The following is a 26,662-nucleotide window of genomic DNA, read 5'->3' as shown; positions in this document are numbered from 1 at the left end:
GTATAACTTAGTTACAGCAACCAAGTCTTACTCGCTTTGCTGAGCCGGTTTAGGATTAGTCTCAGACAACTCTGCCTCCGATTCTTTTCTCGCACGTCGATCAAACAATCGCTCAACCACCACAAAGAAGATTGGCACAAAGAATATACCTAAGATCGTCGCACTGATCATGCCACCAAGTACACCAGTACCTACCGCATTTTGACCTGCTGAGCCCACGCCAGAGCTGATAGCAAGCGGTACTACACCTAGACCAAAGGCAAGCGATGTCATAATAATAGGGCGCAGACGAACACGAACGGCATGCAGGGTAGCTTCGATAAGGCCAGCGCCTTTCTCGTAGTAATCTTTCGCAAACTCAACAATCAGAATGGCGTTTTTAGTTGCCAAGCCGACCGTCGTTAATAAGCTCACCTGGAAGAATACATCGTTGTCCATACTTCGCGTCATTACCGCGAGCACAGCACCAAGCACACCAAGAGGCACAACTAACACCACGGCGAAAGGTACTGACCAACTTTCATACAAAGCGGCGAGAACTAAGAATACGACGAGGATAGACAGCGTATATAACATTGGCGCTTGGTTTCCGGAAAGGCGCTCTTCATACGAAATACCATTCCAGTTCACCGTAAAGCCTTCTGGTAATTTTTCTACCATTGCTTCAATTTCTGCCATGGCTTCACCAGTACTGACGCCAGGAGCTGCGCCGCCTTGGATATTCATCGCTGGCAAACCATCAAAACGCTGCAAAAGAGGTGAACCATACGTCCACTCTCCGCTCGCAAAGGCAGAGAAAGGCACCATCTCACCTTTTGAGTTACGCACATACCACGAATCGAAGTCTTTTGGCTGCATACGGTATTCCGCATCACTTTGCATCATGACTTTTTTCACTCGACCGCGATCAATATAGTCGTTAATGTACGCTCCGCCCCATGCCGCTGACAGGATTTGGTTGACGTCATTAATGCTAACATCCAGAGCACGCAGTTTAACGTGGTCAATGTTCACTTTGTACATTGGCGCATCTGCTTGACCGTTCGGACGAACACCGACAAGTTTCGGGTTTTGTGCAGCCATGCCAAGCAGTTGACCTTGCGCAGCGACTAATGCGTCGTGACCTTTGTTCAACGAATCTTGAAGATAGAAATCAAAGCCTGTCGAGTTACCCAATTCTTGAATCGCAGGAGGGGCAAATGCAAACACCAGTGCTTCTTTGATGGTTGAGAAGTACCCCATCGCTCGACCCGTAATGGAAGCTGCATCAGCACCCGGCGCTTCACGCTCTGACCAATCTTTCAGACCGATAAATGCCATCCCCATGTTTTGGCCTTGGCCTGCAAAACTAAAGCCCGCAACGGAGAAGACGGATTTCACGTTGTCTTTCTCATCCACAAGGTAAAAGTCGCGCATTTTCTCAAGTGTTTTTTCCGTCTGCTCTTGCGTTGAGTTAGGCGGCAAAATGGCCATTGAGAATACCGTGCCTTGGTCTTCATCCGGCAAGAATGACGTCGGAAGGTTCATAAACAGCCAGCCCGCACCTGCACTCATTGCCAAGAATACAACCAACATACGACCTGTGCGCTTTAGGAGTTTAGCAACGCCGGTTTCATAGCCAGCTGTCATCGCATCAAACTTGCGGTTAAACCAGCCAAAGAAGCCTTTCTTTTCTAGAAGCTCAGCATCGCCTTTTTTCAGTAATGTTGCACATAATGCTGGAGTCAGAATTATCGCCACCAAAACTGAAAGTGTCATCGCCGCCACAATCGTTATCGAGAACTGACGGTAAATAACCCCTGTAGAACCAGACATAAACGCCATAGGGACGAATACCGCAGAAAGCGTCAGACCTACACCAATCAGAGCACCAGTGATCTGCCCCATCGATTTTTTGGTCGCTTCTTTGGGCTCTAACCCATCCTCATGCATCACACGCTCGACGTTTTCCACCACAACGATGGCATCGTCCACCAGCAAACCGATAGCCAGAACCATCGCGAACATGGTTAACGTGTTTACGCTAAATCCAGTCGCGTACAAAATAGCGAAGGTGCCGAGCAGTACGACAGGCACTGCGATCGTTGGAATGATCGTCGCACGGAAGTTCTGCAAGAACAGGTACATGATTAAGAACACAAGAAGAATGGCTTCTAATAGCGTTTTAACCACTTCTTGAATCGAGGCTTTGACGAATGGCGTCGTTTCAAATGGGTAAGCAATCTGCAACCCTTCTGGGAACGTAGCACTCAGTTGTTCTAAACGCTCTTTCACCGCATTAGCTGTCTCAAGCGCGTTTGCGCCAGTACCTAATGAAATACCTAACCCCGATGCTGGGAAGCCATTATATTGGCCTCGAATATCGTAACTTTCTGCACCACGTTCAACACGAGCTACATCTTTCAAATAAACATTCGAACCACTGGCATCAGACTTAAGAATGATGTTTTGGAACTCTTCCACACTGCTCAAACGACTTGCAGACGAAATCGTTGCATTCAACAGCTGACCTTCCTGCGCAGGTGCTGCACCAAGTTGACCTGAAGAAACTTGCGCGTTCTGTTCACTGATAGCATTTGCTACATCGATTGCGGTCAAGTTGAACTGCGTAAGCTTAAATGGATCCAGCCAAACTCGCATCGCATACTGCGCACCAAACGCCTGTACTTGTCCTACGCCAGTTACACGACTTATCGGGTCTTGAATATTCGTTACAACAAAGTCACCGATATCGTTTTCTGTAAAGTCAGGATCTTCAGAATAAACTGCCACCACCATGAGAAACGCCGTATTGGATTTATTCACGACGATACCTTGGTTTTGTACTTCCATCGGCAATGATGTCAATGCCAATTGCAGTTTGTTCTGCACCTGTACTTGCGCGATATCAGGATCAGCTTCGCTATCAAACGTCAGGGTAATTGTCGCATTACCGAATGCATCACTGCTCGATGATAGGTAGCGAAGATAATCTAATCCCGTCATATTTTGCTCGATAACCTGCGTTACCGAGTCTTCAACGGTTTTCGCTGATGCACCTGGATAACGTGCACTGATGGTGATCGTTGTCGGTGAAATCGTTGGGTATTGCGAGACGGGTAAATTGAATAATGACATTACCCCCGCCAACATCGTTAGAATCGCGAGAACCCAAGCAAATACCGGACGATCGATAAAAAATCGTGCCATGATTACTCCTGCTCACCGTTTTGGATAGTTACAGGGCTGCCTGGACCTACCTTTTGTAACCCAGCAGTAATGACTTTATCGCCCGCGTTTAAACCATCAATAATACGCCATTGATTATTGATCGCTTCAGCTGTCTTCACTGGTCTCGCTTCCACTTTGTTCTCACCATTCACCATCATCACTGTTGCTTTGCCTGTCGCATCACGAGAAACGGTATTTTGTGGTATCAGAATCGCGTCAGGGTCAACACCAGTAATAACCGTCGCACGAACAAACATTCCTGGTAGTAACAAACCGTCAGGGTTTGGGAATTCAGCACGAAGCGTCACGCTACCCGTACTTTCGTTCACATTGACCTCGGTAAATTTCATCGTGCCTTTATGTTCGTACGTGCTGCCATCTTCAAGCATCAATGTAACTTGCGCAGAGTCATCTTCTTGCATATGACCTTGGGAAAGAGCCGCTTTTAAACGCAGCAGTTGCGCGGATGATTGCACAATATCAACGTTGATAGGATCAAGCTGCTGAATGGTCGCTAATTTGGCTGCTTGGTTAGCCGTAACCAACGCACCCGCCGTCACACTCGATTTACCGATCACACCGCTAATCGGAGCTTTCACTTGCGTGTAATCTAAATTGATTTTTGCCGTATTGATCTTCGCTTTTGCGACTAGGACCTGTGCTTGCGCTTCCTTGTATGCTGCTTCTGCTTCATCCAAATCTTGTTGGCTGATGGACTTTTTGGTGATCAAGGTTCTGTAACGCTTCACTGTGGCATGGGTCGATTCTGCCGCTGCTTGAGCTCGGATTAATTCCGCTTCAGCGCTCAGCAAATCCGCTTGAAATGATGAATCATCAATTTGATATAGGGACTGTCCTTGTTCAACAAGGCCCCCTTCAACAAAATTTCGCTCTGAAATAATGCCTGTAACTTGCGGACGAACTTCAGCTTCTTTGAATGCACGGCTACGACCTGGCAACTCGACAGTTAACGCTTGGCGAGTTGGTTCCACCGTTAACACTTCAACTTCGGTTGCGGGCGCAGGACCACTACCTTGGCTCGATCCTTCTTCGCTAGGTTGACATCCAACCACAAAAAGGCTCGACGCAATCAGCAGAGATAGCGTGGTTTTACGTCTCATGAATTTTTCTCTCTTTTACCTACAAGCCTTCAAGATTCCTTGCTAAAAACTTCTAGAATGACTTAATGATGACTAACGGATGTATATCCAGAACAAATTAATTAGGATGATAATTACCCAGTGTTGTACATACAACAAAATTTACAGTTCTATACGCTTACGAAAAACGTTTATGGTAAAGGTGTAATGAAGTTCTCAAATTTGAAGATTTTGGGTTGGAAATCACACTTTCCTGTGAGCAATTGCAATGGTTAAAAAGCAGCAAAAGTGATGATAAAAGCATCATCACGCTGTGCAGAGTTTGTCACCGCTGTCTAGGATTATTTGCACCTCTGGTATACAAAGTTAAGTAAAAGAAGGATGTAAATATAGTCGAGCCTTCACAAGTCAGGTTCGACCCTTATCTAAAAAATAACCCGCTCAGAAGCGGGTTATTTCGTCAGTGAGACTGCAGTTCTCAAGCTTATACTTTGAACTGACTAACCTGATGATCTAAGCGCTGGGTTTGCTCTGATAACATGGCTAAAGATGCTTGCGCTTGGTTGACGATTTCCACAATAGATGTACTGCTATCTGCAATGCCTTGTACGTTGCTATTTACTTCGTCACTTACCGTACTTTGCTGGCTTGCAGCCGTTGCAATGTGTGTGTTCATCTCGTTCATACGTGAAATCGCGTTTAAGATTTCAGAAAGGGATTGACTCGCTCTCCCTGCCGATTGAATTGTTTCATCACTGCTATTTTGGCTACCGCGCATCACTTCTACGGCTTGTCCCGCACCAGATTGTAGCTTTTCAATCATGGTTTGGATTTCACCCGTGCTCTGTTGTGTACGACTGGCTAACGAGCGAACCTCATCGGCTACAACAGCAAAGCCTCGCCCTTGCTCTCCTGCACGAGCTGCTTCAATCGCTGCGTTAAGCGCCAATAAGTTCGTTTGCTCTGCGATACCACGAATGACATCCAATACAGAAGCAATGTTACTCACATCATGATCCAATGTGTTAATGACGTGGCTTGCACTTTCGATTTCACTTGCGAGGCTACGAATTGAGCTAACGGTTTGATCCAAAATAACATTGGTATTGGTAAGTTCATCATTCGCAGTCTGGCTTGCAACCGCAGCTTCGTTGGCGCTATCGCTGACATTTCTGCTGGTGACTTGCATCTCATGCACTGCCGCTGCTACCGCCTCGCTGTCTTTTTGCTGTGAAACGGTCGAGTTCGCGATGGTCGTGGTCAACGAGCTAAGATTTTCCATCTCATTACGCAAGGTATTCGAACTTTCAATTACTTGAGAAACTGTCGCTTGGATTTTAGACACAAACTGATTAAACGCATTCGCTAAATTGCCAATTTCGTCTTGTGTTTTCACATCGATTCGCTGGCTTAAATCACCTTCACCAGAAGCAATTTCTGTCATCGCATTTTTGATATCGTTGATAGGCTTCACGACGGTTTGCAACAACAAAAACGCCATCGCAATAGCGGCCAGAATAACAATCACAATGCCCGCTTCAAGAATTACCTGAGCTCTTGTTGCGGCTGCTGAGATTTCATCTTTCAATAGGCTTTGTTTTTCTTCTATCGCATCTTTCACAACATTAAGTTGCGCTCTTACCTCGATAAACTGATTTTCAAAGGTGTGTTTGTGTTCGTTGTAGTAACCAAGCCATTGTGATTGAGGTAAACGCAACATCGCTTCATAACTCGCCAACCATTTTTCACCTAGGGAGACAAGCTTTCTCACTTCATTACCGTGTGAAGAAGACATCACGCCAGCTTGCGATAGCTCAATCATTTTCTCCATACGTGGCAGCGCTTTGTATGCGTTGTCTTTGTATTCACCGATGTGGTGGTCAATATCGGTTTGAGTATCAGAAAGAGCAACACCTTGGATTGCAGATGTCGCTTGGTAAAGATCGCGGTAAGCATCCTCAATCGTTAATAAGTTAGGCACTATCTGTTCGTTAAGTGTTTCACTCAACTCAGATTGTTTCCAACTTGTCATAACGTTTAATACAGAGCTCACAATAAACAATCCAATAATCAGTGACAGCGGAATCACTATCTTCTGCTTGATCGTTAAGTTCTGGAACATGAATAGACTCTCTTTAATTATGGTATACAAACTGCCAGAAATTATATCAAACAAATAGAGTATCCCATTAGGTAAAAGACTCTATTAAACATGATATCTGATGACTTTTTGACAAGCGTTCTAATTTCAACAATTAATTGATTTTATGGAAAATTTAATAAGGAACGCTCATCACAACATGCGAATAAAAACGCACTACCTGTACGGAAAATGTGTAACAAAAGATGAATAAAAAGGAGGCTTTTTGAAGGGCTTGCCGACTCAATGAGTAATTGAGAACCAATACGATATACAGCTCTGGGATTGAACTTGTCGCGTAATACGAAAAAGCCCCAGCATTTCTGCTAGGGCTCAAATGTGGCGGTGAGTGAGAGATTCGAACTCTCGATACGTTGCCGTATACACACTTTCCAGGCGTGCTCCTTCAGCCACTCGGACAACTCACCGAATCAATTTTTGTTAGCATCATTGGCTAACGAGGCGCTAATTTAATGATTATGTGCCTGATGGTCAAGGCTAAACATAAAAAAAAGCGCCCTTTTCCACTCGATTGCTCACTAAGTAACTAAATTGAGCAAAACTGGGGCATTTAGATGCCTTGAGAATAACCGGGAACACGGAACCAACGGCGGCACATGTCCAAGAAGTACCCATACAACACACCCATACCGCAAGAAATAATGGCGTTACTTGTCACCGCGGTCACTATTTGGTCTGTAGACGCACCAACTGCGAATAAAATTCCCGCATAAACTGGAGACTGAAAAAGCACATAAGCGACCAGATCAGATACGTTTTTCATAAATGAAGACGGCGATACCTTGTTACCCTGACGTAGTACCCAATCACGAAAAACGCCATACGGCCAAGCAATAGCAATATTCACTGGAATAGATAGTGTACGTGATGCTAAAGATTGCTCAAACGTCATCCCTGAAATCAAAATCTCGACAATCATCCCTGTGATAAAGCAAAAAACAACCATAGCAAAGGTATCCGCTGCGGCGTGACGAATACAAAATGGTCCACGAGACTTCATTAACTAACCCCTAAAATTAAATACTACCAAAAATAAACAAAATAAAACTATCAACCATCAAACAAATACATGACCAGTTAATAAGACAATTAAATCACACAAAAAGCAGCGTATGGCACTGTATTTGAAATCAAGTTGTAAATTTATAACCATTTTTTTAAAATGAAAGTAGTTTTTTTCACCACTAACAACTAAACACGCTTAAAATGACGTAAAAATGGTAGAAAAATACGGATTTAACTTACACAAAAAGTGGGATAAGTGATTGTTTGGATGGAGGGTTAGGATAAAGTTCGGGGAATAAACGATCATTCTAATAACTTATGCTACTGAGTTGTAAAAATTCAGAGTATTCCCGATGTGAGCGCAACTGAGAGCCGCACCGTTTCTCTTATGACAGAATCCAACAGCAGCGCTAAGCTCATTGAAAGTAAGGAAAAAACAGACGATTCAGCTAAGGTTAGGTATGAAGAGTAAAGACAATTCATGATTGCGTTGAATCGCGCTATATGGATTAAGCTATGATGATGCGAGCAAGAGCGTTAATGTGTCGATATCATCTTGGTTTGGAGACTGCTGACGCTTTAAGTTACGCCTTATTCGCTCGGCAACTAAAGAAACGTCTTTATTAGCATCAGGGGTGACTTGAGCAATAATCGCTGAAATAGCCTCTAGCGCTTCGTTGAGATGACCATTATCTAGAGCAACATAGAAGTTTAGTAGCCACTTTTCCGCATCAAGGATATCCGTTGTATTATCACCAAAGTCCGACTGGTATTGGTATAAACGTGCTGCATGGAGATACAACGCATCATTTAATTCAGACTCCACAATTGGTTTCGCAATTATGTGGTCGGCTCCTACATTTATCATGCGCTCTTGTGTTTCTTTGAATACATCCGCTGTGCAGCCAAAGATCAGTACCGACTTTACAGGCGAACTCATCGCTCGAATGGCTGATATCGCCCCAACACCATCAAGAACAGGCATATGATTGTCCATTAATATCAAATCAAATGACTGAACGGCCACCTCATCGACGGCAAGCTGACCATTTTCAACACTTGTGCACTCAAAGCCTTTGGCTCTTAGGAAAGTTTCCATAATGATTGCATTTGTTCGGTTGTCTTCGACAATGAGCGCTTTCAAACCTTTGCAATTCAGCTTATGTGCATTGACTGCTTCCACTTTCCCAGGCTCACAAGGCGTAAGCGCGATCTCGACGGTAAAGGTTGTCCCGACATTCTCTTGACTCTGCACAATCACATGCCCTCCCATATGCTCGGCAATTTCTTTTACTATCGCCAAACCAAGCCCTGTACCACCAAACCGCCTAGTCGTCGAGGACTCCGCTTGTTCAAAAGGACGGAAAATGCGTTTTTGCGCTTCTTGAGAAATACCGATACCCGTATCTTTCACCGCGAGAATAAGCTTGGTACCTGCCTTGCTCGATTTCTCGGTCAGCTCTACCTCTACGATGCCTCGGTCGGTGAACTTGACAGCGTTGTTTAGTAGGTTAAACAATACTTGGCGCAGACGGGCTTTGTCATTGTTGTACCAGCGCCCTGTTGGTAAATGAGACACGACTCTAAAACGAAGGCCTTTTTCTGCACATAGTGTTTGATAAACACTTTTTATGCTGCCGATGATCGACTCAATTGGGAAAGGCGTATTTTCGAATTCAACATGCCCTTGCTCAATTTTTGAGTAATCTAAAATCTCATTAAGTAACGTCATCATATGATCACCTGAGTCATAAAGTGTTCTCAGGTGCTTACGTTGATCATCGGTGAGTGGTGTTTTTAACAATATCTGAGCGGTTCCTAATACACCGTTCATTGGCGTACGAATCTCATGGGATAATGTGGCTAAAAATGCCGTTTTAGCGTTCGTCGAAGCCTGGGCTTTTATTCTCTCTTGCTCTAGATAGATGGTTTTTTCATTGAACTTCTCGATGAGCTGTCCAATTTCATCTTCGCTATCGTAATCAATGTCTATGATCCCGCCAGTTTTCGAGTCATCAATCTTAGCGGCAATACGGACAATCGGTTCGACAATGTAACGATTCAGCAAGTAATACCCGACCAGTACACACAAGAGTAAGAATGGAATGATCCTCCCCTCAACACTCATGACTTGTTCAAACACTTGATCGGCTACTTTAGCTTTCGCGTTGACAACTTCCATGCGCCAATCGAACTCTCCAAAATCAAGCTCACTGACATAAATTTCGTCTGTTAGTTGGAAGTTGTGCTCAATAATCACGTTCGAGTCAGCATCGCGAACCACCACACCTAAAGAATGCTGGTTAGTGTGCTCTCGAATAAACTGAAAAAGTGCATCAAGTGATAAGTCTACCGTTACAACGCCAGCGAATTGACCGTTTTGATAATATGGGGAAGACGCAGTAATCATCTGAACCTGAGTAAAAGTGTCGATATAAACCGTAGACCAACTCACAGAACCAACTGGCGCGTCAGCTGCTGCCTTATACCATGGTTCATTGTCATAACCGCCAGATTCAGGATTATTGTAGGAGTGAATTTGGTCAATACCGCCATCACTGTTTTTATTGAAGAATAGGCTTTTATATCGCCATTGTTCAGCTTTGAGTTCTGGTTTAGGCCATACGCCACCACTGACGAGCATCTCATCACTCAATTGGAGAATATGCGGAATTGTTGTGTTGAGAGATTGAATATTTTCAGTCCCCTGGGCGAGTCCTGCAAGGCTACTCAATACACCGGTAGAGCTAAGGAGAGGCTCTTTAATCTCTAGAGCAAGGAGTTGGGTGCGTAACTCTAGGTTTTGCTCTAGCTTTTGCCTAACCGGAGGCTCGACAACCAAATAGGCAACAGAACCAATCGTTGCGATAAAGAAACACAGGTACAGTGTCAGGGCGAGAATGCTTTTTTTTCTAAGTGATGAGCGAATTTCCATGGATGTCTGTGAATCATTCCCTAATATCGATTTATCACAAATTGATTGGTAAGATGAGCGCAATCAACCAGCCCATTAACAAATGGTATTCTATTTTGAAACTACAAGACATCCTTTCTCTCCCAGAACTTGACGGTAAACTACTAAACCTAGCAAAAACTCAAGGCTTTGTAACAGCGATGGCTGCTGCGCCAAACGTATTAATGCCTCAAGAGTGGTTGCCATTCTTGTGGGGTGGTGAAGAAACGGCGCCATTTACTGACGGTGAGCAATTAGAGCAATACATTGATGAGATTGTACAAATGTGGAACCAAACTCGTCCTGCTCTCCTAGAAGGATCTTGGCAGTGGCCTGAGGGATGCGCGTTAGATGAACAAGATATCGTAACAAGCCAGACCCGTGATTTCTGTGAAGGTGTATTACAAGGTTGGCAACTTGCTCGTGATGACTGGGAAACGCTAATGCCAGAGGACAGCGAAGATAATGCTCTGCTCGGCGGTGTTTTGCTTTCTCTTACGATGCTTTACGATCCAGAAACGACCATTGAAACGTTGGCAGAACAAGGCATGGAAGGCTTAGAACAGTTTGAAGAGATCTTCAATGCCATGCCAGTGATGCTATGTGGTCTTACTCAGCGCGGTGTTGCATTAGCTGAAGAACAATAAGACACAACGCTGTCGACCATCAAGATTGAACCGCTGAATAGACAAAAGCTCTCTGGATGGAGAGCTTTTTTGATCATGTTAAAATCACATGTGGAATATATCGCGCCATATCTTGCGTGACTAAGCTAGTGTCTTCCCGAATCGAAATCCCAGCGGCTCTATCGTTGACTAGCCAACTGCCAATTAACGTATGGCTTTGCCCAAACTTGGGTAACGGACGATACTGCTGGACGATATTGAATTTAGATTCATAAGGCCCTGCCGTTTTGAGTATGCGTTTCCCACCTTTGACGATCTCAATATTTGCGCCTTCTCGAGAGAATAGTGGTTTGATTACATAGTCTTTCAAACCGTTCGCTTTTGAATTGTTAGCAAAATAGGCAGGTAAAAGATTAGGATGATTCGGAAAGCGCTCCCACAATAACGGTAAAAGTGCTTTGTTGGATAGAATCGACTTCCACATGGGTTCTAACCAATTCACTTTCGCGGTCGCTAAGTATTTCGCATATTCCTCTTCAAACATAAACTCCCACGGATAAAGCTTGAACATCCAACGAATCGCTCTGTCATCTGCATCCACGAACTGACCATCTTCCGTCGCACCAATATCTTCGACATAAACAAACGCCGTCGCTAACCCAGCTTCGCGCGCGCAATCTTCTAAATACTGGACAGTCCCTTTATCTTCTTCAGTGTATTTGCAGCAGCTAAAGTGAAGGGTTTGCCCGGGTTGATATTTGGCTATCTCGGAAAAACGCTCAATCAAAAAGTCTTGAAGAATGTTGAATTGATCCGCGCTCTGGTGAATTAGACCTTTATTTACAACATCCTCTAACCACACCCACTGTCAAAAACCCGTTTCAAACAGGCTGGTCGGCGTATCCGCATTGTTCTCCAGTAACTTAGCTGGCGAAGTTCCGTTGTATGCAAAATCCAGACGCGAATAGAGTGAGGGTTCATTTCGGTGCCACGAAGAAGCAACCTGCTCCCACATAAATTCAGGGATCGCACATTGCGTCAGCAACCTCTCACTCCGAACTACTTCATCCACAATAGCCAGACACATCTGATGCAGCTCTTCAGTGGGCGCTTCAATATCGTTCTCTATTTGCTCAAGCGTGAATTGATAGTAAGCACTCTCATCCCAATACGGTTGGTCATACATGGAATGGAAGCCAAAACCAAACTGGCGTGCTAAATCACGCCAGTTTTCTCGTTCTTGTATTTCTCGTCGAAACATAGTGCTTATTAACCGCCTCGGCTGACCGATACCGTTTTACCAAACCCGCCTCGAGACATTGCTCTACCAATAGTTCCGCCACCACGTTTATTTAGGTTACTGGTCGCAACCTTCGTCGGCTGATTACGATAGGAACCAAAAAATTGTCCGGCACCATTATAGAATTTGGATTTATAGCGATACATTGGTTCAGAGTAATAGCTCTTGTTGTAACCTTTCAAACCGCTCAGTGCTCGACTGTAAAAGAAGCCTCCAAAGTGAGGCACATAAGCTCGGGAACTGGAACTGTAGTAACAATCGTCTTCGTAAAAATCATTTTCACATTCGAACTCATTGTTGTAGCGAGGGGCATTTCGTTCGGCGCGAGCCAAAGCTTCTTGATAAGCAATGTCACACTGCTCACTGAACTCTGGCGAGTTTGATTTGCATTCATCAGCGTCAGAAAAAATGTAGCCTTCGGTTTTCGATTCTTGTGTCGCAAAGAAGAAAATACCGCCAAAAGCAGCAAAGGGAATAATTTTCCCAAGCTTTAAACTTTTGTCCATGGAAGAACGTTTAACGTTAGAACTCCGCTTCATCGTCCCTCCTAGTACGTCATACAAGCGGCATTTAATACACCGACCGATATAGAAACAGCCGCTAATACAATACCGGCAGGCAGCTCATCTTTTTCGATACGCTCAGTCACTTTTGGAAGTAAAACAAAACGTACAATCGCAAATGCAATGATCTGCGCCAGCATTGCAACAACGCCCCACACCATAAAATCGACAATGTTGACTGAGTTTTTTGCAGCCCCCGAAATCGCAATACAATAACCAAGAAATGCGCCACTTAGTGCAATCGCTGCCGCTGTATTTTGCTTTTCTTTGATCAGGTGCCATTCATCGTAAGGCGTAAGCTTGACGTAGATGAACTTAAACGCCAAAACGAAAATAATAGAAACAGAAAAATAGAGTAAAAAATTGGGAAAACCTGCTAACAGGTCAGCAATCATGTGCATTATTGTTCCTTGTTCATTTCTTTCCATGCAAAATCTTCAATACGTTCATCTGCAATGTAAAACAGCTTGGTACTCGGTGGTACTTCTGCATCTAAATCTGGGTTGAGTTGGATACCATGGCCAATGTCAAAAGCAATTAGCGTGGCATGATGACGTCTTTTGAGAAAAACGAAGAGACTCTCAACAGTAGTTACTGGCAGCCTTTCAGGATAAATGACCGAGTATTGAGTCATACCCCGTGTTGAAGCTAATAGCTCTTGGTGAAGTGCACTTGAGCCTGGATCTACCGCCGCTTTTGCCAGCATTTCTGCGCCAACTGCAGGTATGCATTCCGCTTTAGGACAGTGTTGACTTAAAAGACGGCCTAACGCCTCATCTTTAAAGTAAGCGACCAAATGTGCGGAAGGATTCACAGAAGCACAGTACAGCGCGGCTGACAGCGTGATATCGTCCGAGAGGTTATCAACAATAACGCAAGCTGCTTCAGCAATATTGGCGTTTTTCATCTCTTGTGAATCCGTGTAGCTGGTCACTTTGATAAAACTGATCTCGCCTGGCAACGGGTTTTCTATTTCTGAACGGCTGCATAAAACAATCGGACGCTTCCCCTCTTCTTCATGTTGTAACATGCGAATAAGGTGCATCGTTCTCGATCCATTCCAACCCAACAATACAATATGGTTTTCCACTCTTACTCTCCGTTTTCCTAAAATACCCGCTCGCCAGTAATCCATCGCTGCTCCAGCGACACGTCCCAATAATGCAGCGAATAGGCTCAAGCCGCCTGGGATCACAAACAGTACAACAACCCATTTACCCAAATCTGTCACTGGAGAATGATCACCAAAGCAGTATCAAGTATAATTCTGAAGAGTGAACCTGAAATGCAAGCGGGAATAAAGCCTGAGAGTAAATTATATGGCAAGGACGTATTTTTCAGAGAAATTCAAATCATGAGCCTATTTGGTATGTTTTTTCAGAGATCTGGAAGTGTTGGAGGACATTAAAGTTTGAAACTTTTCTACTTCTGAAACTCGTTTCTATCGTAGCTACCAGAGGCCAAATGTGACAATAAAGAATGAAACTTAGACTCAATCAACATGGCTAGTGTGACAACAAAGTGTGACAACAAAGTTCGAACTCACTTTTGGACAAATTTTACTTAGAGTAAAGCACCTATTCCCTGAAGTTTTTTACTCGAACCAATACAGAAGCCACTAATGAAGATGAATAGCTATTCACTTTGTAGGTTGCTTAATACTCAGAATAGTTAGTAGCGCACTTTTAATCATCCACAACTTCAATCGTTATATGTTGGGCACCAAGATATGTGCCTTCATCAACCTCATAACGTAAAGTTTCACCACAATGAGGGCACTCAAATTCTTCATTGGGGTCAATACACTCATCTTCGAGCCAATCCCAGCCAATTTGTTTTTCACAAGTAGGACATCTCATTCAGTCATCCTTATTCATTCAAGTACAACTCCGCCATCCCATCTAAACGGCTCTTCACTTCTTCCCAGTTCGGCATCACGCTGGTTAATAAGCGCCAGAAGCGTTCACTATGGTTGTATTCCGCGATGTGGCAAAGCTCATGTAAGATCACGTAATCAATGCACTCTTTAGGCGCTTTAATCAGATGAGGGTTGAGCATCAACGTTCCTTTGGCAGAGCAGCTTCCCCATTGTTTTTGCATTGGCATAATACGAAATGATGGGATGCCCTCTACCCACGTTGCTTGCGGTAGAAGTTCAGCCAAACGTTCGTGGAAAACCCGTTCTGCACGAACGCCATACCAACCAGACACCAGTGATTTGACGAGCTTTGCCTTATCTTCATTAAAGCGGTTGAGCGTGACTAACAACTTGCCTCGTTCCATCTTCACGTTGGAAATGGCATCTCTGTCTTCAACCACCTTTAACACATAGCGACGGCCTAGATAGAATTGCATCTCGCCGCTCACGTAGTGTTTGGTTTGCACATATTCTAAGTGAGTTCGAAACTCGACCAGTGCATTCCAAATCCATTGAGCGCGTTGCATGACCGCTTCATGGATTGCCGATTTCTCTGCATCTTGAGGCGCAGTAACAGCCACTCGGCAATCTGGATGCACTCGGATGGTGATTTTCTTTTTCTTGCTTTCAGCAAATACCTTGCGGATTACCTCGTAGATAACAGCTTCATCGCCATAGATAAAGCTGTATTCTTCGGTATTGCCTTCTTTATGGTTAACCGATGTCATGCTTAGCGACCTGACTTATTGTTACCAGACAGGCCAAGACGGGTGATCTGAATAACATCCGTAATAATGGCTTGCGCTTTATCGATACCTACATCAGCGAACAGCAGTGGCAAAAGCCCCAAGCGGATCTGGTTTTCAATCTCCGATGGGTTAATTGAAAACTCGGCAACAGCTTTACGCACAATACCATCAATGCCTAACGCATACTGAAAGCATTGCTCTTCGGTCAGAGGCAACGGCTCTCCTAACACTTTCAGAAACAGTCCATAGTAGGCTTGAGCATGGCGTTTGATTTTAGGGTCAAGTTCTGCAAAACGGTCGGTTGGTAAACCTGCCACATCACGGTCTTTAACCTGCTGCTCAAAATCCGCGAATAGAAGATACTGTTTAACAGGGCTATCAAACATCTCCTTGGTTTTCTCGATGGCTTGCTTTAACAAGTTTGAGAAATACTCTTGGGCATACGGGTCGTCTGCCAAATCTTGCTCAATCATCTTGGTTACACGACCTGTGATGACATCCTTTTTGTTTTTGGCTTCATCATCGGTCATTTGCTCTGGTTTGGCATCTTTACCCATATTGCCAACCAGATAAGCACCTTCTGGCTCTTCAATCGACACGCCTGCAATGTGTTTGTCTAACATGGCGCGAATATTTTCTGAATACTCGTCGTAGTCCACGGTTTCTTCTGCATCAGCACGTACTTGCTGGCGCAGTTGGCTCATGGACTTCAGCGTGTCCTTATAAACTTGGCGCTTGTCATCAAAGCTTTTGTCTTCAAAGTACGTTGCTGATTGAAGAGCTACTTTTAAGCAGTTAGCAAACGCAGTCAGCGCATCATAAAAATCATTACGCAGCTTTAAGTTGGTATCCGTCAGTTGACCATCAATCGTATCGATTTTAGGTGCCAAAGCCTGACGAAGTGCTTGTCCATCTTGCTTGTTCTTCACACCAGAAAAAATTGCCCATAGGTCATCATACAAACCTGGCAACTTCTTGTACTCGGTATCCATGCGGTTATATAAACCTTTGAGATCATCGATATCAAAGCCGCCCTGGGTGCGCTCAGCTAAGTCTTGGTACTTTTCAATGGTGGTATCCAACTCTTTGAGGATGCCTCGATAGTCAATCAAATAACCAAACTGCTTTTTACTGTGTAGGCGGTTAACACGTGCAATTGCTTGGATTAGGTTGTGCTGCTTTAACGGTTTGTCGATATACAATACTGTGTTCTTAGGTTCATCGAAGCCAGTTAAAAGCTTATCGACCACAATCATAATGTCGGGACCTTCATCCTTTTCAAATTCTGCAATGATGTGTTTGGTGTAGGCTTTTTCATCGCTCCAGCCTTTCTGTGCGACGTTCTCTTTCCACCAATTTTGGACCAGATCGGTACTTTCATTATCGACGTTATCGTGTCCCTCACGGGTATCGGGTGGTGACATCGCAACCACTGAAGTGACTTTACCGATTTGGTCGAGAAGCTTCTTATAGCGGATCGCAGAGGCTTTAGAGTCGCAAGCAAGTTGTCCTTTCAAACCTTGCTGCTTGAAGTTCTGGAAGTGTTCAGAAATATCGTGCGCGATTAACTCTAAGCGACCTTCGGTTTGGTAGATCTGACCTTTTTGAGCGAACTTGCGCTTTAAGTCAGCGCGTTGCTTTTCCGATAGGGTATCGGTAATACGGTCAAACCATGCATCAATGGCTTTGTCGTTGGTGCTGAGATCAGGAATACGCTCTTCGTATAACAGAGGTGTCACCGTGCCATCTTCAACGGCTTGCTGCATGGTGTAAGAGTGAATGATCTTACCGAACTTGTTCTCGGTTTTATCGTCTTGCAGTAGGGGGGTACCTGTGAAGCCGATGTAAGCCGCTTTTGGCAAGGCTTGTTGCATTCGGATATTGTTTTCACCGTTTTGGCTACGGTGTCCCTCATCCACTAATACGATAATGTCTGGACTATCGTTGTAGCATTCTGGTAGGTTAATCGCCGTACCAAACTTGTTGATGATCGAGAAGATTATACGTTCATTGCCTTTACCAATTTGCTCGGCAAGGCGTTTACCTGTGGTTGCCATCGCATCTTTTTTGTCTTTATCTGACAGTGCGCCGCCAGAGGCAAAGGTGCGAGCAAGTTGGTCTTCTAAATCCACACGGTCAGTCACAACCACAACGCGGCATTTAGCTAACTCTTTTAGCCAAATCAGTGCTTTTGACAAAAACACCATAGTGAATGATTTGCCCGAACCTGTGGTATGCCAGATCACACCGCCATTACGTGCGCCTTTGTCATCAAAAGAGGTGATGCGCTCCACTAAGGCTTTAATGCCAAACACTTGCTGATAACGCGCAACAATCTTGCCTGCTTTTTTGTCAAACAATGTGAATAAACGGGTTAGCTCTAGTAGGCGGTCATGGCGCAGTAAAGATACCAATAAGCGATCTTGGTCTGTCACCACCAAATCACCGCCTGCAATCAGTGATAGATATTCATCTTTGATCGCTGGCGTGCGATGGCTGAAAATCGCATTCAGTTGCGCATCATTCAGTGGGGTGTTCTTAATGCGTTCAAAGGTGCTTTCGGTGATGTCTTCTTCTTTCCATTTCGCCCAGAACTTCTCAGGTGTACCGCACGTACCGTATAAGCCATCATGTCCATTGATGGACAACAACAGTTGGCTGTAAGCAAACAGATGCGGAATTTCATCCACTTTTTGGTTGCGGATGTTTTGCGAAATACCTTCGGTGATGGTGGGTTTACCATTGATGCTGCTGTCAGGGCGTTTTGCTTCTATCACCACCCAAGGCAAGCCATTAACGAAACAGACCACGTCAGGAGTGCGTTTACCTGTACTACGGGCGTTATCAACTTCCATCTCTTCGGTGAAATGAAATTGGTTGTTTTCAGGCGTGTCCCAATCAATGATTTGAATGGTTGGGTTGGCTTTTTTACCCTCGACAAACTCAGTCACGCTAATGCCGTAGGTTAACGCGTTATAGAGCTTTTCATTGGCCGCTTTTAGCCCTTCATTCATCGCAGGGTTGGCAAGCTCTTGTACGATTTTATCAATTGCCGCTTGCGATAAATGACGCTCTTTTCCCATGAATGAATAGGTTTTAAAGCTCAATACTTTGCGCAAAACCTGCGGCAAAATCACCGTGGTTTTGTTGCCACGCATTACCATACATTCACTCGGCGAAATGAATTGATAACCAAGGTTAATAAGCAAAGTTAGTGCAGGGATTTTTGCGCTTTGTTCTTCTTTGAAGTTAGGCAGATGATTAGAGTTATTCATTATGCAATCCATTGCCTTAATACATTAGCAACCACAGGTGCAAAGGGCTTTAGTTTGCCATTATCAGGAGTAAGGAGATCATTGATAACATCTGCAAGCAGCTCTGGTTCTTCTGCCCAGTCTTCTTCATCCTCTGGAGCAATTGCATGCTCAGTCAACAAAGCGAGAGATAACTGCTTTCTCTTTTCTATGAGGCTTTTATTATTTTTTTCGGTATCCCCAAGATTTAAAACTCTTATGGCCTCAATAGCATCAGGAGTTTTACCTGAAACACGACCACTGAGTTTAAACACTAAGTCAGTCTCGCATTGAGCCATTAATGGTGTAAGTGGCAGAGGTTGAGATTTATGAGAGTCCCCACACTGCTTTGGTGTATTGCAGCTCGCTATAATGTTGCTGAAATCTAAAGTTCTATTCTGATTGAGATCTTGTGCTTCAGCATGTTCATTATGACAATCGCCATCACCAGACAAAGTCTGACAGCAGTGACCACATAAATAATATTGTTCTGCAAGAGCTTCGGTTCTAATGGCTTGGCGAACAGCACCGTCTTTGAGCTGTGGGTATCGCTGATTCGGATTAGAGCGCTTCCAATCTGTCAGTTCTTGTGGCTCGTATCCTGCGCGTTTAGTTATCTTTCGCAATTTTTAGCTCCTTCTTACGAAGCAAAAGTTTTGCTTTAGATAGTTCTAAGTTACTCGCTGGTAAGTCATCTTCTAAGCGTGTCAAAAGTTCTTTTGCTCTATCGATTTCAGAGTCATGAATAGCATCAAGCAAGTCACCCAACTTCTCATTGACCTTAGCATTACGGATATCCGTATCCATGATTTCAAGTAAAACAGAATTGGCATCTTGACCGTATAATTCTGGTACTGGAGTGGCTTTTTCTGGGTTATCCAGCAAATTCACATACACGCCTTTGATGTCACTGATAACTAACGGGCTGTGGGTTGTCACAATAAACTGAATCTTTGGAAACGCCTTTTGTAAACCACCAAGAATATGGCGCTGCCATTGCGGATGTAGATGCATATCCACCTCGTCGATCAATACAATACCATGTGCCTCTCGAATCACATGCTCCCCCTGATGAGGGTTCAATTGGATCGCTCGGCGAGCAATATCAGCAACCATACCAATCATGTTACGCACACCATCACTGAGCAGTGAAATCGGTACATTACCTTGTACTTCGTGCGTTGCCACAACTTGTTTTTCAGTTGCAGAGTAATGAACATTTGACCAGCCCGATGGTTCCAGTACAGCATTAATAGCTTTTTGTAATGCGTTTAGGCGAGCCTCATGGACATTACCCGAAACCAGGTTGCCAGACATGCGTTGTTGCTGCTGTTTCATCGACTGTTCAAAACTTGCCATGGTTTCTTGATAGAGCCAGCTGGCAAATGTTTTGTAACCACTGCTCGGCTTATCCCAATCACGATACCCCTCTAAGCGGCTCATCTTGCCCAATTTTGGCATGTCGCTAGAAGTATCAAAGCTCTGATTCCAAAGTCTGTCTGTACCATAGCAGGCAATAACAGGCAGATGTGGTTGCGCCCCATCTTGGACTATTTTTTCTAAGCGCTTAGCAACATTAACCAATTCAGATACTTTGGTTCCCGTACTTTTCTGTGTATTACGCGCACGAGACCACTCAATGGGGAAGTCATCAACATAATCACCAAATGATTGAGCAGAAACGACAACAGGAAATTGTGATTCCATGGTGAAACCATGTTCACCCGAGGCAATTTTACCCAAGTGAATATCATTATCACGGATGGCTCGGTCGGTACTAGTGCCAAATCCACTCATAAACTGTCCGTATGCCACCGTAATCGCATCAAGGAGTGATGATTTACCAAACCCATTCAAACCAACCAATACATTGATGCCAGGCTTAAAGGTACATTCAAACTCTTTAAAACCACGGAAGTTCTTTAATGTTAATGCCTTTATTTTCATATTATTATCAACTCAATCATTTGAGAACATCTGCTATTCTCCCCTCGAATAAGGGGATTATTCAATTAAGCGGCTTCGGTTTCCGCTACCTTCACACGACGTTTGCCTGTCAACAACTGCTGCATCAACGCCTTTTTCTCTTGCTTGAAGTGTGCAAGCTTGGCTTCTAGCAACTCGATTTCTTTATCGGCAGTGGTGAGCACTGAGGCAATTTTTTGTTGTTCTTCAATACTACTTGGAAGCTTAAGTGGCATTTTTTTTGAACCTTTAATATCTAAGTGCAAGACAGTTGAGCCACTAGCTCGTGCCCTCATAAAGTTGCGATTTTCTCTTAGCTTTAATAGATAAAAAAGAAAGATCTTATTAAAAGATGATGAAACCTCTAACTGCATTAAATCCATTGAGATAAAAATATTTTCATATGGCAGATTAGGAACAATTATCGGAGCGCCAACAACCTCTGCATTTCTGGTCAGATCCGTTACAGCGAATACAACATCTCCCTCTTTTACCGAGAACTTATTGTCAACTTTTTCATTAAGGTATTTTATTCCCTTTTTACTGTATCCACCGCCACGCAAAATACTTTTTAAGGTCAAAAAGCCATATTCCGTTGGCTCTTCAGAGTATTCATGGGATTTGTATGTGTAACCCTTAGTATAATTGGCTATATCGCTTAATTTAAATTCACTCCATTCCCCCCCAAACGTTTTACCCGTTTCAGGATCAATCAAGCGCTTTTTACCCGTCAACAACTGCTGCATTAAAGCATTTTTCTGCTGCTTGCTGGCATTAATCAGCTTTTCTGTGGTTGCAATACCGCGATCCCATGTTGAAAGGATTTGGGCGATTTTGCGTTGTTCTGGGAGTGGTGGGAGCAGTAAAGGAAACTCTTTTATTTGCTTTGAACTAATGTGTGGAACAGCCGTTTCCGTTTGAACACCCTTTACATATTGTTCAAATCGATGGCTTGAAAAATATTGTCTTAAAAGAGATTGCTCCAGAGTAGGTAATGATCGAATACGAGCGACACGCTGAACCAATAAACAAGGCAGATCGTTTTTAGTTACTTCAGCAACTTTTAAGCCTGAGGATACCCATGTACGATCCATCGCAATTACAAAGTCATTTTCACGTAAATGGTACTTCTGTAACTCGGCATATTGGTGCTTGTCCCACGTTTTTACACCGTCCCAGCGTAACGTGTTAGGAGCTATGTTATCCCCTCGAAGTAAACGAATATCATCACTGTTTTCTGTGTATTGAGCACTTTTAAAAGCAAACCCACTCAACAAATCAATATGATTCTCAAATGTTGTAAACTCCCAACCATTAGGCACCATAACCCAACTCCTTCAGATAACCCGCCATTTCCGCTTCTAGATCGGCTAGCTCAGTTTGTAGTGCCAAACGCTCACTACGTACCGCCATCAAATCGATTTCTGCTTCTTCTTCAAAGGTATCCACGTAGCGAGGGATATTCAGGTTGTAGTCGTTCTCACGGATCTCATCGAGCGTTGCCACATACGCATATTTATCCACGTTGTCGCCGCTGCGGTAGGTTTTCACGATCTTGTCGATGTTATCGAGAGTCAGAACGTTCTGGTTTTTGCCCGACTTAAACTCACGCGAAGCATCAATGAACATCACATCCTTGGTGTCTTTCTTCTTCTTGAAGATCAAGATTGCCGCTGGAATGCCTGTACCAAAGAACAGTTTTTCAGGCAAACCGATCACAGCGTCCAAAAGGTTTTCTTCGATCAACTGTTTACGGATCTTACCCTCACTTGATGCGCGGAATAGCACACCATGAGGCACCACCACACCCATACGACCAGTTTCAGGTTTTAGAGTTTCAATCATGTGCGAGATGAAGGCGTAGTCGCCTTTAGTTTTTGGAGGTACGCCACGGCGGAAACGACCAAAGTGATCACTTTCTGCGTCTTCATGTCCCCATTTATCCAAAGAGAATGGCGGGTTTGCAGTTACAACGTCAAAGTGCATTAAGCCACCGTTAGCATCTTGCAGCTTAGGGTTGCGAATGGTGTCGCCCCATTCAATGCGGTGGTTGTCTTCGCCATGTAGGAACATGTTCATTTTTGCCAATGACCATGTTGAGCCAATTGCTTCTTGACCAAACAGAGCGTACTGCTTAGAGCCTGCAAAGTTCTTCTGAACCTGTTTACCACACTTCATCAACAGTGAGCCTGAACCACATGCAGGGTCACAAATGCTGTCACCTTGTTGTGGCTCTAGGATGATAGAAAGCAGATCCGATACCTCTGGCGGAGTATAGAATTCACCTGCCGATTTACCGCTGCCAGCCGCAAAGTGTTTGATCAGATATTCGTAAGCGTTACCAATCACATCCAGCGAACCAACACGGCTTGGACGTAGGTTTAGGGTTGGCTTACCAAAGTCTTCCAATAGATGGCGTAGAATGTCGTTCTTTTGTTTCTCATCACCCAATTTATCGGTGTTAAAGCTGATGTCTTGGAACACACCTTTTAGCTTGGTGCCGTTGGCTTCTTCAATCGCGTGCAGCGCTTGGTCAATGCGAGTACCGTTACCTGCGGTATTACGTGCATCATACAAATCCCAGAAGGTTGAACCTGCTGGAATTTTAAATGATTGGCTGGCAAGCATGGCTTCAACCATCTCTTTGTTGTCTCCGAACTGTTTAGTAAGTTCTTCGACTTTGTCTTGGCGTACATCTGAGATGTATTTTAAGAACAGCATGGTCAAGATGAAGTCTTTGTAGATAGATGGATCTACAGTGCCACGGAACGTATCGCACGCCGACCAGACGGCTTTGTTGATTTCATCTTGGTTGATAGTAGAGTTTGGCATTAAGTTATCTCGAATAGCGTTAAATTTTTCCAATTAGCGATGCTGCAATGCGTTTAAATGAGGCAAAGCAGGTATCAAAATCATGGGGTTCGGTGTTAAACACCATTGGCGTGACAAATTCCTGAAAGCGTTGGCGGAATATTGCATTTTCCTCAAGCTCTTTGAGACCAAGTTGTAGCTCTTGTTTGGGGTTGGCAACAAACTCGGCATGTTGATTGCCAAAGCGGGCAATATCTTCTGCCAATACCGCTTTGAATAGACCGTCAATCGAGTCGAGTTCTGGCATTGAGAGCTTTGTTATGCAGTGAACATCGTAAATATGGCGAACTAAAGCAACATCATCGCTTCGCTCCGTATTGCGTTTTACCGACATGGTACGGCGCAGCATTGAAATAATTTTTTCAACCAATGTGGCATGGATAGAGACGCAATCAAATGCACTCACTTCGTGCGGTTGTTGGTACAACTCTACTACCAGAGATTGAATGCTGCGCGACTCCACATCCAGTAATGGAATGGTTTCGATTAACTCTAACTTGATGATGGGGCGAAGGCAGGGTGCTTGACTAAACTGCTGCGGGTATTTAAGTTCAAACTCGACGTAGCGGTACTCATCTCGCACAGAACGCTCTTCAACGGTAAATAGCTCTGACTGGGTGATCGCCTGTTCAATCTCATTAACACATGCCTTTCTCGCGGCTTTCTTTTTCGCTCGACTCAGTTCATCAAATGCTGGGTTGGGGATGAGTTTTATATCCACATCTTCCGACATTCTTAGAATTTTAACGTTTGATTTCGCCAACGCAGTGCCGCCAGAAAACACCATTTGATGATGCTCAGGACAAACTTTCGCTAGCTCAGCCAGTAAAGCCACGACCCAGTAATCTTTTTCAATGATGGCTGGGTTTCCGAGCTCAAGCGCATCGGAAACCTCAAGGAACTGTTGTTTTAGTGTGTTCATACTAACTTGGTAAGTTCAGCACACGGCTACCGACCACCAGTTTGCGATTAAACTGTTTTGGGTCCCATGAATACTGAATAGAAGATGGAATTTGGGTGCTTGAACCTGAAAGACTTTGTAGCGATAGACTATCCATCTCAAAATCAACGCCTTTCATTTTAAGAATTTCTCGCATAAGGGCATCGGTGCCACCTGGATTGGTGGGCATAGGCTTACCTGTGAGGCTATTGATTCTTGCTTTGGTATACAAACCATAACCAAGCTTCATTAGTTCCCCTTGCTGCACAAGCTGCCTGAGTGCCCGGCCTATTTGGTCGTAACTTGCAAATCCATCAAAGTCTTTGCGTTCAAATACATAACGTCTTGAACGCTTTATCTTTTGATAAATGCGGTCTGCTGCTGTCATTTGAACCTCCTTACGTACAATAACAGCAGTATAACTGACCGTGTACATTCAAGGAATAGATACGGCATGACAGAATGAAGAAAAACGGCATCGCCATACATCTAAAAATAAATAAGTTAATGTAAATAAATAACTTTAAGTGACGAGATTCTAATTCAGCCATTGCCAATAGCAAATGCTGACCTAGTTCAAGAGTCGGTATTCTCAGAGATCTTTAATGCATCTTCTATTTCAACACCAAGATAGCGAATGGTATTGTCGAGTTTTACGTGTCCGAGCAATAATTGAACCGCACGGATGTTCTTTGTCCGTGCATAAATGAGTGTTGCTTTCGTTCGACGCATTGAGTGAGTACCATACTGATATGAGTCGTAGCCAAGTTTTGTTGCCCAACGACGAATGATTTTTAGATAACGGCTATAGCTCATGGATTTACCCTGCTTTCTGGAACTAGGAAACACGTAATCTGACGCGGTAATTTGGCTTTTCATGATCCACTGTGCTAACGATTGTGCTGTACGGGAAGTGATCTCAAACTGCACCTCTCGCCCCGTTTTACTTTGACTGTAGAGCACACGGTCTTGAATAACACCACCAGAAGATATGTCTCTCACTTTCATTCTAAGCAAATCACATGATCGTAACTTGCAATCTATGGCGAGATTCAGCAAGGCGAGTTCCATGATGTTTTCTTCGATCTCAAGTCGAGTGCGAATTCGCCATATATCCTCAAGCTTGAACGGCTTTTTCTGCCCAGTTAGATGACCTTTCTTCGTCCACATAATTGACCTCCAGTCTAAGTTTAGAAGTGGCCTTAGTAAGGTTAGTGGATGGTATACAGAAGAAGTGGTGCTGGTAATTAAGAAGATGCTTGACGGTTGGTTGTGGCTACTCTAGTCTCGCTCCCCTTCTTGGTGCCTTTTTAAAATCCGTCCAAGACTTTCGATGAGGCACCTTGAGGAAGAATAGAGGACGTTTTGTTCTCTTTGGCGGCTTTTGTACCATTCTAATGCAGCGATTGGCAGGATTTGCAAAAGCCGTTTCTTGCTAATCGATAGCACTCATCGTTTAAGGCTTTGTTTATATATCTTTCGCAATGTAGAACGATTCATTCCAAGCATTCGTGCGGCCTGTGCCTGATTACCTCGGGTATGCAGCAAGAGCACTTCGACAATCGTGCACTTCACTTCTGGTAGTAATTGGCTGAGATCGGGCGCTGCATGCTTTTTATCTGCAATGCCTGTCAATTCAAGCTCTTGTTTCACACATTGAACTACCTCATCCTGCATTATCAAGGTCGTCATACTTTTTTCCTCTTACTTTTTTCTTCTTTGAACGATGTATAGCAATGTGCAACTAAGCGCCCTTGTTGAGTTTTGTAGGGCAAACCAGAATTACCAATGTTGATCCTTTTTCGCCAGACTACAAGTGCCTCTAATGAGCTCGCAGCGTTCATTTTTCGCTGTATTTTTTCGAAGTATCCGTCAAAGCTCATGAATTAAGCGCAGCTGTATAGAAAATGAATAAGCTCGGAGTCCGAATTAACAGGAAAGTTCCCTAAATCTTTTGTTGATTGGGATGAGAGTAAGTTCACAGCCTTTGTAGACAGAGTGCTCATCC

At 44.0% G+C, this 26,662-nt stretch carries 19 protein-coding genes, 1 tRNA gene and 2 pseudogenes; 1 reads left to right on the top strand and 21 read right to left on the bottom strand.

Annotated features, from left to right (window positions below; all coding sequences use genetic code 11):
- Nucleotides 1-27 precede the first annotated feature (27 nt).
- The 6 genes from B7360_RS12075 to B7360_RS12050 all read right to left on the bottom strand — a co-directional run bounded on the left by B7360_RS12075 (nucleotide 28) and on the right by B7360_RS12050 (nucleotide 10,411).
- Nucleotides 28-3,189: an efflux RND transporter permease subunit gene (locus B7360_RS12075; RefSeq protein WP_085343588.1), complete on the bottom strand. Its 3,162-nt coding sequence runs from the start codon at nucleotides 3,187-3,189 to the stop codon at nucleotides 28-30.
- A 2-nt stretch (nucleotides 3,190-3,191) separates the two neighbouring features.
- The gene (locus B7360_RS12070; protein ID WP_053807186.1) at nucleotides 3,192-4,331 is read right to left on the bottom strand and encodes an efflux RND transporter periplasmic adaptor subunit; all 1,140 of its coding nucleotides are present in this window, start codon (nucleotides 4,329-4,331) and stop codon (nucleotides 3,192-3,194) included.
- Between the two features lie 463 nt (nucleotides 4,332-4,794).
- Nucleotides 4,795-6,432, bottom strand: coding sequence for a methyl-accepting chemotaxis protein (locus tag B7360_RS12065; RefSeq protein WP_054867757.1), 1,638 nt, complete (start codon nucleotides 6,430-6,432; stop codon nucleotides 4,795-4,797).
- A gap of 358 nt (nucleotides 6,433-6,790) precedes the next feature.
- Nucleotides 6,791-6,878 (bottom strand) — tRNA-Ser (locus tag B7360_RS12060).
- 143 nt (nucleotides 6,879-7,021) lie between these two features.
- A complete protein-coding gene (locus B7360_RS12055) occupies nucleotides 7,022-7,471 on the bottom strand; it encodes an L-alanine exporter AlaE (protein ID WP_047008566.1) in 450 nt (149 codons plus the stop codon).
- 519 nt (nucleotides 7,472-7,990) lie between these two features.
- Complete coding sequence (locus tag B7360_RS12050) at nucleotides 7,991-10,411, bottom strand: ATP-binding protein (RefSeq protein WP_085343587.1); 2,421 nt, start codon at nucleotides 10,409-10,411, stop codon at nucleotides 7,991-7,993.
- A 53-nt stretch (nucleotides 10,412-10,464) separates the two neighbouring features.
- Between B7360_RS12050 and B7360_RS12045 the strand changes: the two genes are divergently transcribed.
- The gene (locus B7360_RS12045) at nucleotides 10,465-11,076 is read left to right on the top strand and encodes a YecA family protein (protein ID WP_005390772.1); all 612 of its coding nucleotides are present in this window, start codon (nucleotides 10,465-10,467) and stop codon (nucleotides 11,074-11,076) included.
- A 73-nt stretch (nucleotides 11,077-11,149) separates the two neighbouring features.
- On the opposite strand, the pseudogene B7360_RS12040 reads toward B7360_RS12045, so the two are convergent.
- The 15 genes and pseudogenes from B7360_RS12040 to B7360_RS11975 form a co-directional block, all read right to left on the bottom strand.
- Nucleotides 11,150-12,316 (bottom strand): annotated as a pseudogene (locus tag B7360_RS12040) (glutathionylspermidine synthase family protein).
- 8 nt (nucleotides 12,317-12,324) lie between these two features.
- Nucleotides 12,325-12,894, bottom strand: coding sequence for a DUF1190 domain-containing protein (locus tag B7360_RS12035; RefSeq protein WP_085343586.1), 570 nt, complete (start codon nucleotides 12,892-12,894; stop codon nucleotides 12,325-12,327).
- 8 nt (nucleotides 12,895-12,902) lie between these two features.
- Entirely contained in the window at nucleotides 12,903-13,319 is a 417-nt protein-coding gene (locus tag B7360_RS12030) for a DUF350 domain-containing protein (protein WP_005390766.1), read from the bottom strand.
- Nucleotides 13,319-14,167, bottom strand: a pseudogene (locus B7360_RS12025) (two pore domain potassium channel family protein); the annotation flags it as partial. The pseudogene B7360_RS12025 and the gene B7360_RS12030, both read right to left, overlap by 1 nt.
- Before the next feature lie 436 nt (nucleotides 14,168-14,603).
- On the bottom strand, nucleotides 14,604-14,777 hold the full coding sequence (locus tag B7360_RS24990) for a hypothetical protein (RefSeq protein ID WP_162902636.1): 174 nt from the start codon (nucleotides 14,775-14,777) through the stop codon (nucleotides 14,604-14,606).
- Between the two features lie 10 nt (nucleotides 14,778-14,787).
- Nucleotides 14,788-15,564 carry a M48 family metallopeptidase gene (locus B7360_RS12020; RefSeq protein ID WP_085343585.1) on the bottom strand — a complete coding sequence of 259 codons (777 nt, stop codon included), beginning with the start codon at nucleotides 15,562-15,564 and terminating at the stop codon, nucleotides 14,788-14,790.
- Between the two features lie 2 nt (nucleotides 15,565-15,566).
- Nucleotides 15,567-18,860: a type I restriction endonuclease subunit R gene (locus B7360_RS12015; protein ID WP_085343584.1), complete on the bottom strand. Its 3,294-nt coding sequence runs from the start codon at nucleotides 18,858-18,860 to the stop codon at nucleotides 15,567-15,569.
- Entirely contained in the window at nucleotides 18,860-19,504 is a 645-nt protein-coding gene (locus B7360_RS12010; protein WP_085343583.1) for a TIGR02646 family protein, read from the bottom strand. The genes B7360_RS12015 and B7360_RS12010 overlap by 1 nt, the downstream gene beginning before the upstream one ends.
- Nucleotides 19,488-20,825, bottom strand: a complete 1,338-nt coding sequence (locus B7360_RS12005) for an AAA family ATPase (RefSeq protein WP_085343582.1) — start codon at nucleotides 20,823-20,825, stop codon at nucleotides 19,488-19,490. Before B7360_RS12005 ends, B7360_RS12010 begins: the two co-directional genes overlap by 17 nt.
- Before the next feature lie 65 nt (nucleotides 20,826-20,890).
- Nucleotides 20,891-22,168 carry a restriction endonuclease subunit S gene (locus B7360_RS12000; RefSeq protein WP_085343581.1) on the bottom strand — a complete coding sequence of 426 codons (1,278 nt, stop codon included), beginning with the start codon at nucleotides 22,166-22,168 and terminating at the stop codon, nucleotides 20,891-20,893.
- Nucleotides 22,158-23,675 carry a type I restriction-modification system subunit M gene (locus tag B7360_RS11995; protein WP_085343580.1) on the bottom strand — a complete coding sequence of 506 codons (1,518 nt, stop codon included), beginning with the start codon at nucleotides 23,673-23,675 and terminating at the stop codon, nucleotides 22,158-22,160. The genes B7360_RS12000 and B7360_RS11995 overlap by 11 nt, the downstream gene beginning before the upstream one ends.
- Nucleotides 23,676-23,694: 19 nt before the next feature.
- The gene (locus B7360_RS11990) at nucleotides 23,695-24,636 is read right to left on the bottom strand and encodes a nucleotidyl transferase AbiEii/AbiGii toxin family protein (protein ID WP_085343579.1); all 942 of its coding nucleotides are present in this window, start codon (nucleotides 24,634-24,636) and stop codon (nucleotides 23,695-23,697) included.
- A 1-nt stretch (nucleotide 24,637) separates the two neighbouring features.
- Complete coding sequence (locus B7360_RS11985) at nucleotides 24,638-25,042, bottom strand: DUF6088 family protein (protein WP_085343578.1); 405 nt, start codon at nucleotides 25,040-25,042, stop codon at nucleotides 24,638-24,640.
- A gap of 188 nt (nucleotides 25,043-25,230) precedes the next feature.
- Nucleotides 25,231-25,824, bottom strand: a complete 594-nt coding sequence (locus B7360_RS11980; RefSeq protein WP_085343577.1) for a tyrosine-type recombinase/integrase — start codon at nucleotides 25,822-25,824, stop codon at nucleotides 25,231-25,233.
- A 279-nt stretch (nucleotides 25,825-26,103) separates the two neighbouring features.
- Entirely contained in the window at nucleotides 26,104-26,346 is a 243-nt protein-coding gene (locus tag B7360_RS11975; protein WP_085343576.1) for a helix-turn-helix domain-containing protein, read from the bottom strand.
- Nucleotides 26,347-26,662: the final 316 nt, after the last annotated feature.

This window comes from Vibrio sp. ArtGut-C1, assembly GCF_002105475.1.
GTDB classification, from domain to species: domain Bacteria; phylum Pseudomonadota; class Gammaproteobacteria; order Enterobacterales; family Vibrionaceae; genus Vibrio; species Vibrio diabolicus.
Note: the sequence above shows the minus strand (reverse complement) of the source record. Positions and strands in the feature narration are given on the sequence as shown.

What these genes read in the sequence shown, in the direction of transcription:
- B7360_RS12075 (WP_085343588.1), bottom strand. Translation starts at nt 3,189, where the DNA reads ATGGCACGATTTTTTATCGATCGTCCGGTATTTGCTTGGGTTCTCGCG.
- B7360_RS12070 (WP_053807186.1), bottom strand. Translation starts at nt 4,331, where the DNA reads ATGAGACGTAAAACCACGCTATCTCTGCTGATTGCGTCGAGCCTTTTT.
- B7360_RS12065 (WP_054867757.1), bottom strand. Translation starts at nt 6,432, where the DNA reads ATGTTCCAGAACTTAACGATCAAGCAGAAGATAGTGATTCCGCTGTCA.
- B7360_RS12055 (WP_047008566.1), bottom strand. Translation starts at nt 7,471, where the DNA reads ATGAAGTCTCGTGGACCATTTTGTATTCGTCACGCCGCAGCGGATACC.
- B7360_RS12050 (WP_085343587.1), bottom strand. Translation starts at nt 10,411, where the DNA reads ATGGAAATTCGCTCATCACTTAGAAAAAAAAGCATTCTCGCCCTGACA.
- B7360_RS12045 (WP_005390772.1), top strand. Translation starts at nt 10,465, where the DNA reads ATGAGCGCAATCAACCAGCCCATTAACAAATGGTATTCTATTTTGAAA.
- B7360_RS12035 (WP_085343586.1), bottom strand. Translation starts at nt 12,894, where the DNA reads ATGAAGCGGAGTTCTAACGTTAAACGTTCTTCCATGGACAAAAGTTTA.
- B7360_RS12030 (WP_005390766.1), bottom strand. Translation starts at nt 13,319, where the DNA reads ATGCACATGATTGCTGACCTGTTAGCAGGTTTTCCCAATTTTTTACTC.
- B7360_RS24990 (WP_162902636.1), bottom strand. Translation starts at nt 14,777, where the DNA reads ATGAGATGTCCTACTTGTGAAAAACAAATTGGCTGGGATTGGCTCGAA.
- B7360_RS12020 (WP_085343585.1), bottom strand. Translation starts at nt 15,564, where the DNA reads ATGACATCGGTTAACCATAAAGAAGGCAATACCGAAGAATACAGCTTT.
- B7360_RS12015 (WP_085343584.1), bottom strand. Translation starts at nt 18,860, where the DNA reads ATGAATAACTCTAATCATCTGCCTAACTTCAAAGAAGAACAAAGCGCA.
- B7360_RS12005 (WP_085343582.1), bottom strand. Translation starts at nt 20,825, where the DNA reads ATGAAAATAAAGGCATTAACATTAAAGAACTTCCGTGGTTTTAAAGAG.
- B7360_RS12000 (WP_085343581.1), bottom strand. Translation starts at nt 22,168, where the DNA reads ATGGTGCCTAATGGTTGGGAGTTTACAACATTTGAGAATCATATTGAT.
- B7360_RS11995 (WP_085343580.1), bottom strand. Translation starts at nt 23,675, where the DNA reads ATGCCAAACTCTACTATCAACCAAGATGAAATCAACAAAGCCGTCTGG.
- B7360_RS11990 (WP_085343579.1), bottom strand. Translation starts at nt 24,636, where the DNA reads ATGAACACACTAAAACAACAGTTCCTTGAGGTTTCCGATGCGCTTGAG.
- B7360_RS11985 (WP_085343578.1), bottom strand. Translation starts at nt 25,042, where the DNA reads ATGACAGCAGCAGACCGCATTTATCAAAAGATAAAGCGTTCAAGACGT.
- B7360_RS11980 (WP_085343577.1), bottom strand. Translation starts at nt 25,824, where the DNA reads ATGTGGACGAAGAAAGGTCATCTAACTGGGCAGAAAAAGCCGTTCAAG.
- B7360_RS11975 (WP_085343576.1), bottom strand. Translation starts at nt 26,346, where the DNA reads ATGACGACCTTGATAATGCAGGATGAGGTAGTTCAATGTGTGAAACAA.